This is a genomic window from Kitasatospora putterlickiae (assembly GCF_039527695.1).
In the GTDB taxonomy this organism is placed as follows: Bacteria; Actinomycetota; Actinomycetes; order Streptomycetales; family Streptomycetaceae; genus Kitasatospora; species Kitasatospora putterlickiae.
Window position 1 is genome coordinate 15,032 of sequence record NZ_BAAAKJ010000285.1, and the last position, 8,278, is coordinate 23,309.

The window sequence follows — 8,278 nt, forward strand, 5'->3', positions numbered from 1 at the left end:
GACGCCCAGGCCGGCCGCGGTGGCGAGAGCCACCAGCAGGCCCACGGCCCGGCTCCGCCACCACCCGCCCCCGCGCCCTCCGACGCCCCTGCCCGTACCCGCCCGTGCGCGTACGCCGGTGCCCGCGCCACTGCCCGTGTCCGCCATGACCGCCCCCCCCCTGTGTCACCTCGGCCGACTCCCCTCACCGGTGTACCGGTTGCCGCCGATCGTGTCCACGAAATCGCCACATTCGCCATCGAACGGCGTGAACCCCGGCGCTTCCCCGGACCAACCCGCCCCGACCCCGGGCGAAACCGCCCCCGGCCTCGGACGGAACGGGGTCACCCCTTGACCGACCCGGCCAGCAGCCCGCGCACGAAGTAGCGCTGGAGCGCGAAGAACACCGCCAGCGGGATCACGATCGACAGGAACGCCCCCGCCGTGAGCAGCTCCCACCGCCCGCCGAAGGAGCCGGACAGCTGCGCCAGCCGGACCGTCATCGGCGCCACCTCCGGCGTGCCGCCCGCGAAGGTGAGCGCCACCAGCAGGTCGTTCCAGACCCAGAGGAACTGGAAGATCGCGAACGAGGCCAGCGCGGGGGTGCAGAGCGGCAGCACGATGGAGCGGAAGATCTTGAAGTGCGAGGCGCCGTCCACCACAGCCGCCTCCATGAGGTCGCGCGGCAGCTGGGCGATGAAGTTGTGCAGCAGGAAGATCGCCAGCGGCAGCGCGAACATGGTGTGCGCCAGCCAGACCGGCGCGTAGGTGCCCTTGAGGTCCAGCGCCGGCAGCAGGGTCAGCGGGCCCAGGTGCGCCCCGCCCGAGAACAGTTGGAGCAGCGGGATCAGCGCCATCTGCAGCGGCACCACCTGGAGCGCGAAAACCACGAAGAACAGCGTGTCGCTGCCCTTGAACCGCACCCAGGCCAGCGCGTACGCGGCCATCGCCGCCAGTGCCAGCGGGAACAGGGTGGCCGGCACGCTGATCGCCAGCGAGTTCACCAGGAAGGGCATCAGACCGGTGGAGACGCCGGAGCCGCCCTCGAACAGCACCGTGTGGTAGTTGTCCAGGCCGAAGTCGGGATGGAGCAGGGCGTTCCACCAGCCGTCGGCGGTGACGTCCCGTTTGGGCCGCAGCGAGGTGACCAGCAGCCCGACGGTGGGGACGGTCCACAACACGGTCACCGCGATCACGAAGACCGAGGCGAGCGGGGCGGAGAAGGCCTTCCGGACGGCGTTGCCGTCGCGCCGTACGCTCATCGGACCGCACGCTCCTTGCGCAGCTGGAGGATGTTGTAGGCCACCAGTGGCAGCACCGCGAGGAAGAGGATCACCGCCAGCGCGCTGCCCCGCCCGGTGTTGAACTGGACGAAGGACTGCGAGTACATCTCGTTGGCCAGCACCTGGGTGCCGAAGTTGCCGCCGGTCATGGTGCGGACGATGTCGAAGGCCTTCAGGGTGGTGATCATCACCGTGGTCAGCACCACCACCACCGTGGTGCGGATCATCGGCACCGTGACGAACCAGAACAGCCGCACGCCCTGCGCGCCGTCCAGCCGGGCCGCCTCGGTGACGTCGTCCGGGATCGCCTTGATCGCCGCCGAGAGGACGACCATCGCGAAGCCGGTCTGCACCCACACCATGACGGCCATCAGCAGGAAGGTGTTGAGCGGCTGGGAGAGCATCCAGTTCGGCGGGTCGTCCCAGCCGAGCGAGATCGCCAGCTGGCTGAGCAGGCCGATCTGCCGCTGCGAGGGGTCGCGCGACTCGTAGACGAACTTGAAGATGATCGAGGCGCCGACCAGCGAGATCGCCATCGGCATGAAGATCAGCGACTTGTAGACGGCCTGGCCGCGCATCCGGTCCACCAGCAGGGCCAGCACGAGGCCGAGCCCGGTGGCCGCCAGCGGAACGACCGCCAGCCAGAGCAGGGTGTTGACCAGCACCTCGCGCAACGGTTCGCTGGTGAACGCCCAGCCGAAGTTCTCGCCGCCGACGAAGCGGCTGCTGTCGTCGCTGTACAGACTCAGGTAGACGGTGCGGACCAGCGGCGCGACCAGGCCGACCAGCAGCAGCGCCACCGCCGGGCCGAGCAGCACCAGCACGGCCAGCGGGCGGGCGATCCGGCCGGAGGCGCGTCCGGCGACCAGGAAGACCAGCAACAGGATGCCGAGGAAGCCGGCGATCGCTCCGAAGCCGTTGCCGAACTTGACCATCGCGTCGCCCCAGGCGCCGGCGGAGAGGGACATGACGGGACGTCCTTTCCCAACGGAGGGCGGAACGGGGACCGGGAGGAGGGTGAAGGGGGTGCCTCCGCGCGCACCCGGCGGAGGACGGGGCGCGGAGGAGGCGGGCGGTGCGGGTGGGTGGCCCCGCACCGCCCTTCGGCAGGTGGTCCTGCGGCGCGCGCCGCTACTGCGGCCAGGCCGCGTCGATGTCCGCGGCGGTCTTCTGGATCGACTGCCCCTCGGCGAACCAGGCGGTGAGCGACTTCCACTCCTGCCCGGCGCCGACCGCGGCCGGCATCAGGTCCGAGCCGTCGAACCGGAACGTCGCCGCCGGGTCGGTGAGCGCGTCGGCGGAGATCCGGTCGATCGGATCGGTGTACAGGCTCTTGTCCACGCCCTGGTTGGCCGAAACCCAGCCGGTCGCGGTCCGCACCCGGCTGCTCGCCCAGTCGCTGCTGGACAGGTAGTTCTGCACGGCCTGCACCTCGGGCCGGCTCGCGAACGCGGTGAGGAACTCCCCGCCGCCCTCCACCGGGTTGGCCACCGACGGGTTCACCGCCGGCAGGTTGAAGGCGAAGATGTCGCCCTCCGGACCGATCTTGGTGTCCTTGGGCCACTGCGCCTTGTAGAAGGACGCCTGCTGGAGCATGAAGCACTTGCCGGTGAGGATCGGCGTGCCGGCGTCCTGGAAGGTCGTGGTGGCGATCGACTTCACGTCGCCGTAGCCGCCGTTGACCCAGGCCGGGTTCTGCATCCAGTCGGCGACCGTCTTCATCGCCGCGGTGATCTTCGCATCGGAGAACTTCACCTGGTGGCTCACCCACTGGTCGTACACGTCACCGCCGTACGAGCCGAGGACCACCTCCTCCAGCCAGTCGGTGGCCGGCCAGCCGGTGGCCGTGCCGGAGGCGATGCCGCCGCACCACGGCTTGCCGCCGCCGGCCTTGGCGATCCGGTCGCTGAGCGCCAACAGGTCGGTCCAGGTCTTCGGCACCGAGTAGCCGGCCTGCTTGAACGCCTTGGGCGAGTACCAGACCAGGGACTTCATGTTGGCGCTCATCGGCGCGGCGTAGAAGGTGCCGTTGACCGAGCCGTAGGTCTTCCAGACCGGGCTCCACTTCGCCTGGTTGGCCACGGTCTGCTCGGGCGGCTTGACCACCTTGCCGCTCTTGACCATCTGGGCCAGCAGGCCGGGCTGCGGGATGATCGCGAAGTCCGGCGCGTTGCCGCCGCTCACCCGCACCGGGAGCTGGGACTCGAAGTCGTTGCTGCCCTCGTAACTGATCTTGATGCCGGTGCACTTGCTGAAGTCCGCCCAGGACTTCTCCAGGTTGTCCGACTCGGGGCTGAGGATCGAGGCGAAGACCGTCACCGTCTTGCCCGCGTGCCCGGCGTACGACTGGTACTTGGCGCAGTCACCGGACAGGGTCTGGCCGTCGCCCGACCCGCCCGAACTTCCGGAGGTGTCGGAGCTGTTGGAACAGGCCGCGGTCAGGGCCGCGACGGCCAGCAGGGCCACGACGGCCGGTGAACGGCGCCGCCGGCCACTGGACGGGGGCGGCGCGGTCATGGACGGCACGGTCGGGGTGGGAGTCAACGCGGTCCTCCTCGCCAAGGCGTGAACGCTCGGCTGTACGACAGAACGGCATTGCGCTGTACCGGAGTTCGACATTCGACATGGACGCGGCGGCCGGCCGATCCAAAGACGGTAACGCAGCCGCCGGGTGCCGCCAAGGTCCGAACGCGACCTTCACTCCCGTGTGCCCCGGTTGTGACCCGGACGCCGGACGGCCCCGCCCGGGGAGAACCGGGCAGGGCCGAACAACCGCACGAGGAAACGATTCTGCTCCCTCGCGTCTCCGAACATTCGCGTCAGAACAGCCGGACCGGAAGTTCCTTCAGCGCGTTCACCACCAGCGAGCCGCTCGGCCGCAGTTCCTCGTCCGGCACCGCCGGCGACAGCCCCGGGAAGCGCTCGAACAGCGCCGGAAGCGCGATCCCCGCCTCCAGCCGGGCCAGCGGCGACCCCGGGCAGACGTGCGGACCATGGCCGAAGGACAGGTGCCGGATCGGGTCCCGGGTGACGTCGAACACCTCCGCCGTCACCCCGTGCTGCGCCGGATCCCGGCCGATCGCGTTGTACGAGATCAGCACCGGCTCACCGCGCGGGATCACCGTGCCGCCCACCGGCACGTCCTCGGCGGCGAACCGGAACAGGAAGTTGCTGGTCGGCGGCGTCCAGCGGAGCGACTCCTCCACCACCGCGTCCCAGCCGACCTTCCCCTCCCGCACCAGCGCCAGCTGGTCCGGGTGCGCGAGCAGCGCCCGCACCGCGTTGCCGATCAGGTTCACCGTGGTCTCGTGGCCCGCCGCGATGATCACCCGCAGGGTGGCCGCCGCCTCCGCGTCGGTCAGCGCCCCGCCCTCCGCGTCGGCCGCCAGCAGCACGCTCGCCAGGTCGTCGCCGGGCGCCGCGCGGCGCCGCGCCACCACGCCGTTGACGAAGGCGTTCAGCCCGGCGATGGTCGCCTGGATGCCCTCCGGGTTCGGCCGGGCGCCGAAGAACCGCTCGTAGAGGTCCCGCAGATGGCCGTGCTCCGACTCCGGCACGCCCAGCAGCGAGCAGATCACCGTCATCGGCAGCGGGAAGGCGAAGGCGGACTTCAGGTCCACCACCGGCTCCCCCGCCGCCAGGGTGTCCAGCAGGTCCCGGGTGATCGCCTCGACCCGCGGGCGCATCAGCTCCACCTGGCGCGGGGTGAACGCGTGCGCCACCAGGGCGCGCAGCCGGCGGTGCTCGGCGCCGTCGGTGGTCACCATGCTCGGACCCGGCACCGCCAGACCGATCAGCGGCCAGGTCTTCGGCACCTCGCCGCGCTGGTACGCCGCCCAGTGCCGGGCGTCCTTCACCAGCCGGGCGTCGGTCAGCAGCTCACGGGCGGCCGCGTGCCGCGTCACCGCCCAGGCGGCGACGCCGCCGGGCAGTTCCACCGGCACCACCGGGCCGGCGGCGCGCAGCAGCGCGCCCTCGGCGGCGTTGTCGCGCGCCAGCGGGTCGAGGACGATCGGGGCGGGGGCGGTCATCGCTTGCGTCTCTCCTTCGGTTCGGGGTCCCGGGGGGCATGCCGCGCGGATCAGCCCGCGTACCCCGGTGTGAACGAGACCGGCAGCGCCACCAGCCCGCGCACCCAGGCCGACGGCCGCCACACCAGCGCGTGCTCGGCCACCGCCAGCCGCAGGTCCGGCAGCCGGTCCAGCAGCACCTCGACCGCCGTGGTCGCGATCACCTCGGCCGCCTCCTGCGCCGGGAACGGGCAGCCGTGCTCGCCGTACGAGTAGCTCAGGTACGCGCGGTTGCCCTCGGCCGGCCTGCCGTCCTCCTGGCGCACCGACGGGTCCGCGTTGGCGCCCGCGAAGCCCAGCAGCAGCATGTCCCCGGCGGCGATCCGCTGGCCACCGAGCCGGGTGTCGCGGACCGCCCAGCGGCCGGCGAAGATCTGCGTCGGGGTGTCCTCCCAGAGCGCCTCGTTCAGCGCCTGGCCGACACTGCGCCGCCCGCCGGACAGCGAGGCGGCGAACCGCTCGTCGGTGAGCATCAGCCGCAGCGCGTTGGAGACCCAGTACGAGGTGGGCTGGTGACCGGCGATCAGCAGCACCCGCAGGTCCCGCATGACCTCCTCGTGGGTCAGGCCCGCCGGGTGCGCCAGCATCCGCGAGGCGACGTCGTCGCCCGGCCGCACGGCCTTCTCCTCGACCAGCTCCAGCATCGCCGAGAGCAGCCGCTGGGCACCGGCCGGCGCGTCCGCACCGCCGTCCAGCATGGTCAGCAGGGCCTCGATGAGCACCGGCGCCCGCTCCTCGCTCAGCCCGAGCACCCGGCAGAGCACCAGCAGCGGCAGCCGGTGCGCGTACTCGGCGACCAGGTCCGCCTCGCCGCGCCCGGCGAACCCGTCGATCAGCCGGTCGGCCAGCTCCTCGCAGTGCTTGCGCAGCTCGTACGGGTCGACGGCGGCCAGCGCGTCGGTGACCGCCCGCGAGCGCCGGACGTGCTCCTCGCCCTCGGTGTAGAGGACCGACGGCACCGGGGCCATCATCGGCTTCAGCGGCCAGTCCTCGGGAATCGCCGACCAGCCCGTCCAGCGGGCGGAGTCGCGGCCGAACAGCTGCGGCCGGCCGGTCACCAGCTGCAGCTCGCGGTAGCCGATCACCAGCCAGGCCGGCACCCCGCCGGCCAGCTCCACCGGCGCGACCGGGCCGTGCGCGGCCCGCATCTCGCGGTAGACCTGGGAGGGGTCGGTCTGGAAGCGCGGGCCGTACAGCGGGACGGCGCCGGCGTGCGCCGGGCAGCCCGGCGGCGGGACGGCGGTGCCGGCGGACTCGGGAAGGGTCATCGCTCCAGCTCCAGGACGGCGGTGCGGTGCAGGTGGTCGACGAAGTCGATCAGCAGGTCGTAGGCCGCCCGCCGGTCCCGCGCGTCGCAGTACAGGACCGGCGCCCCGGGCAGCAGGTCCAGCGCGGCCCGGATCTCCTCCTCCGGGTAACTCGGCGAGTCCGGGAAGGTGTTGACCGCGACGGCGAACGGGATCTGCTGTTCCTCCAGCCGGCCGAGCACGTCGAAGCTCTCGTCCGGGCGGCGCAGGTCGACCATGGCGATCGCGCCGAGCGCGCCGCGCGACAGGTCGTCCCAGAGCGGCCAGAACCGCTGCTGGCCGGGCGTGCCGAACAGGTACAGCGCGAGCCGCCGGTTGAGCGTGATCCGGCCGAAGTCCAGGGCCACCGTGGTGGTGGTCTTGCCGCTGCGCCCGGTGAGGTCGTCCACGCCGGCGCTGGCGGCCGTCATGGTCTCCTCGGTGCGCAGCGGGGTGATCTCGCTGAGCGAGCCGACCAGGGTGGTCTTGCCGACCCCGAACGGGCCGGTGACCAGGATCTTCACCGCGCCCTGGACGGAAGGCGGCAGGTAGTGCGGCTCGGCGGGCGGGCCGGAGGGCGCGGCGGCCACCGGGGCGGCGAGCGGGTCAGCGGAGTTGGCGGAGGCCAACGAGCACCTCTTCCAGGAGAGTGGTGGGCAGGCGCTCGGCCTGCGGGACGGGCGGGAGCACCTGGACGGCGCCGAGGTCCCAGAGGTCGCCGACCAGCACCTTGACGACACCGAGCGGCAGCCCGAGGTGGGCCGCCACCTCGGCGATCGACAGCAGGCTGTGGCACAGCTGGACGATGCGTTGGTGCTCACGGTTGAGCAGCGGGTCCTCGGGCAGCTCGGGCCGCTCCGGTAAGGCGCTGACCAGGCTCTCGATCGCCAGCTCGGGGCGGGTGGAGCGGCTGCGGCCGCCGGTGATGACGTAGGGGCGGACCGGGCCGCCGCTCACCGGTGGCCCCCCGCCGCGAGGTCGGCGCGCGGCGGGCTGGTGAGGTGGGTGCCGATCCGCTCGACGAGGACCTGCATCTGGTAGGCGACCAGGCCGGCGTCGACGGCCTCGCCGGTCACCACGGCCAGGTGGGCGCCGGCGCCGGCGGCGACGATGAAGAGGTAGCCGCCGCCGTACTCGATGATGATCTGCCGGGTGGCGCTGTTGTGACCGCCGAAGCCCTGGGCGACGCCGCGGGCCAGCGACTGCAGACCGGAGCAGGCGGCGGCGAGGCGCTCGGCGTCCTCGCGGACGATGCCCTCGCTGCGTCCGATCTCCAGGCCGTCGTTGGACACCACGACGGCGTGCTGGACCTCGGGGACGTTGATGATGTCGGCGAGCAGCCAGCCGAGGTCAGGGGTGGTGGTCATGGAACTCTCCGGAACGCTGGGGAAGCTGGGGGGAAGAGGGAAGGGAAGGGTCGTGCGGGGCGGGGGCCGGGGAGTGGCCCGAGGGGTGGGGACCGCCCTGGTCCTGGCCGGACGGGCCGTGGGGGCGGGCCGTCCGGTCCTGCTGCCGGGCCTCGGCCTGGGCCTGGTACGCGGACTGGGCCTGGTACACCGACTGGGCCTGGGAGTTGGCCCGGGCGGCCGAGCGGCCGCTGGCGGTACCGGCCTGGAACATCGACATGAACGCCTGCGCCTGCTGCGCCGAGCGGTACGGC

At 72.4% G+C, this 8,278-nt stretch carries 8 protein-coding genes and 1 pseudogene; all 9 read right to left on the reverse strand.

From position 1 onward, the window contains the following. Positions 1–323: 323 nt before the first annotated feature. Positions 324–1,241, reverse strand: a complete 918-nt coding sequence (locus ABD308_RS27725; protein ID WP_344340025.1) for a carbohydrate ABC transporter permease — start codon at positions 1,239–1,241, stop codon at positions 324–326. After that, positions 1,238–2,230: a carbohydrate ABC transporter permease gene (locus ABD308_RS27730; protein WP_344340029.1), complete on the reverse strand. Its 993-nt coding sequence runs from the start codon at positions 2,228–2,230 to the stop codon at positions 1,238–1,240. Before ABD308_RS27730 ends, ABD308_RS27725 begins: the two co-directional genes overlap by 4 nt. A 163-nt stretch (positions 2,231–2,393) precedes the next feature. Beyond that, on the reverse strand, positions 2,394–3,806 hold the full coding sequence (locus ABD308_RS27735) for an ABC transporter substrate-binding protein (protein ID WP_344340033.1): 1,413 nt from the start codon (positions 3,804–3,806) through the stop codon (positions 2,394–2,396). A gap of 275 nt (positions 3,807–4,081) precedes the next feature. Continuing rightward, the gene (locus ABD308_RS27740; protein ID WP_344340037.1) at positions 4,082–5,293 is read right to left on the reverse strand and encodes a cytochrome P450 family protein; all 1,212 of its coding nucleotides are present in this window, start codon (positions 5,291–5,293) and stop codon (positions 4,082–4,084) included. Positions 5,294–5,343: 50 nt separating this feature from the next. Beyond that, on the reverse strand, positions 5,344–6,600 hold the full coding sequence (locus ABD308_RS27745) for a cytochrome P450 (RefSeq protein WP_344340040.1): 1,257 nt from the start codon (positions 6,598–6,600) through the stop codon (positions 5,344–5,346). After that, positions 6,597–7,208, reverse strand: a complete 612-nt coding sequence (locus ABD308_RS27750; RefSeq protein WP_344340064.1) for a GTP-binding protein — start codon at positions 7,206–7,208, stop codon at positions 6,597–6,599. Before ABD308_RS27750 ends, ABD308_RS27745 begins: the two co-directional genes overlap by 4 nt. 16 nt (positions 7,209–7,224) lie before the next feature. Then, positions 7,225–7,575, reverse strand: coding sequence for a DUF742 domain-containing protein (locus ABD308_RS27755; RefSeq protein ID WP_344340044.1), 351 nt, complete (start codon positions 7,573–7,575; stop codon positions 7,225–7,227). After that, on the reverse strand, positions 7,572–7,985 hold the full coding sequence (locus ABD308_RS27760; protein ID WP_344340049.1) for a roadblock/LC7 domain-containing protein: 414 nt from the start codon (positions 7,983–7,985) through the stop codon (positions 7,572–7,574). The genes ABD308_RS27755 and ABD308_RS27760 overlap by 4 nt, the downstream gene beginning before the upstream one ends. Next, positions 7,969–8,278, reverse strand: a pseudogene (locus ABD308_RS27765) (hypothetical protein); the annotation flags it as partial. The pseudogene ABD308_RS27765 and the gene ABD308_RS27760, both read right to left, overlap by 17 nt.

What these genes read in the sequence shown, in the direction of transcription:
- ABD308_RS27760 (WP_344340049.1), bottom strand. Translation starts at nt 7,985, where the DNA reads ATGACCACCACCCCTGACCTCGGCTGGCTGCTCGCCGACATCATCAAC.
- ABD308_RS27740 (WP_344340037.1), bottom strand. Translation starts at nt 5,293, where the DNA reads ATGACCGCCCCCGCCCCGATCGTCCTCGACCCGCTGGCGCGCGACAAC.
- ABD308_RS27745 (WP_344340040.1), bottom strand. Translation starts at nt 6,600, where the DNA reads ATGACCCTTCCCGAGTCCGCCGGCACCGCCGTCCCGCCGCCGGGCTGC.
- ABD308_RS27725 (WP_344340025.1), bottom strand. Translation starts at nt 1,241, where the DNA reads ATGAGCGTACGGCGCGACGGCAACGCCGTCCGGAAGGCCTTCTCCGCC.
- ABD308_RS27730 (WP_344340029.1), bottom strand. Translation starts at nt 2,230, where the DNA reads ATGTCCCTCTCCGCCGGCGCCTGGGGCGACGCGATGGTCAAGTTCGGC.